This window comes from Telluria sp. ZB4P36 (assembly GCF_059685865.1).
This window is the reverse complement of sequence record NZ_JCASIE010000046.1, coordinates 1,418-3,079: the sequence shown is the minus strand read 5'-3', so window position 1 is coordinate 3,079 and position 1,662 is coordinate 1,418. Positions and strand designations below refer to the sequence as shown.

Here is a 1,662-nt window from a genome sequence, read left to right as displayed (position 1 = left end):
GAGGCCGTGCAGTGGCTGCTGGGCCAGGGTGCCAGCGCCAACGGCGACGCCTACATGCTGGCCCACCGCCTGGTCTCGAGCGTGCGCGAGAAGCGCACCCGCTCCTCGGGCGTCGACGCGCTGATGCACGAGTTCTCGCTGTCGTCGGAAGAAGGCGTGGCGCTGATGTGCCTGGCCGAAGCCCTGCTGCGCATTCCGGACAGCGAGACCGCCGACCGCCTCATCGCCGACAAGATCAGCAAGGGCGACTGGAAGAAGCACCTGGGCGAATCGCCTTCGCTGTTCGTCAACGCGGCGACCTGGGGCCTGCTCATCACCGGCAAGCTGGTCTCGACCAACAGCGAAAAGAACCTGGGATCGGCGCTCACCCGCCTGATCGCCAAGGGCGGCGAACCCCTGATCCGCAAGGGCGTCGACATGGCGATGCGCATGCTGGGCAACCAGTTCGTCACCGGCCAGACCATCGAGGAAGCGCTGAAGAACAGCCGCGAGAACGAAACCCGCGGCTACCGCTACTCCTACGACATGCTGGGCGAAGCCGCGCTCACCGAAGCGGACGCCAAAAACTACTACGCCTCGTACGAAACCGCGATCCATGCGATCGGCAAGGCCTCGAACGGCCGCGGCATCAAGGACGGCCCGGGCATCTCGATCAAGCTGTCGGCCCTGCATCCGCGCTACAGCCGCGCCCAGTACTGGCGCGTGATGAACGAGCTGCTGCCGCGCGTGCGCAGCCTGGTCCTGCTGGCCAAGCAGTACAACATCGGCATCAACATCGACGCCGAAGAAGCCGACCGCCTCGAGATCTCGCTCGACATGCTGGAGGCACTGGCATTCGATCCTGAACTGGCCGGATTCGACGGCATCGGCCTGGTGGTGCAGGCCTACCAGAAGCGCTGCCCCTTCGTGATCGACTTCGTGGTCGACCTGGCCAAGAGGAGCGGCCGCAAGTTCATGGTGCGCCTGGTGAAGGGCGCCTACTGGGACGCCGAGATCAAGCGCGCCCAGGTCGACGGCATGCCGGGCTATCCGGTCTACACGCGCAAGGTGTACACCGACCTGTCCTATCTCACCTGCGCACGCAAGCTGCTGGCGGCCAGCGACATCATCTATCCGCAGTTCGCGACCCACAACGCGCACTCGCTGTCGGTGATCTACACCTGGGCCAAGGCCGAGGGCATCAGCAACTACGAATTCCAGTGCCTGCACGGCATGGGCGAGACCCTGTACGACCAGGTCGTCGGCCCGCGCAAGCTGGACAAGGCCTGCCGCATCTACGCCCCGGTCGGTTCGCACGAGACCCTGCTGGCCTATCTGGTGCGCCGCCTGCTGGAAAACGGCGCCAACTCGTCCTTCGTGAACCAGATCGTGGACGAGAACGTGGCCATCGACAGCCTGCTGGCCGATCCCTTCGAGCAGGCACGCGCGGCCGGCGGCAAGCCACACCCGGCGATCGCGCTGCCGCTGCAGCTGTTCGGTGACGAGCGCAAGAATTCGGCCGGCCTGGACCTGGTCAACGAGAACATGCTGACCGCAACCGCGGAAGGCCTGGCCAAGCAGCGCCGGCACAGCGCCGCGCCGCTGATCGCCGGTCCGGTGGAAGCGAGCGAGAAAGCGAATATCGTCAATCCCGCCATGTCGAGCGACATCGTGGGCCAGGTC

1 protein-coding gene is annotated in these 1,662 nt (G+C 65.8%); it reads left to right on the top strand.

What is annotated here, in order from left to right; all coding sequences use genetic code 11:
• The coding region (locus AC56LK_RS25170) for a proline dehydrogenase family protein (protein ID WP_497187173.1) at positions 1–1,662 on the top strand (1,662 nt) is incomplete at both ends.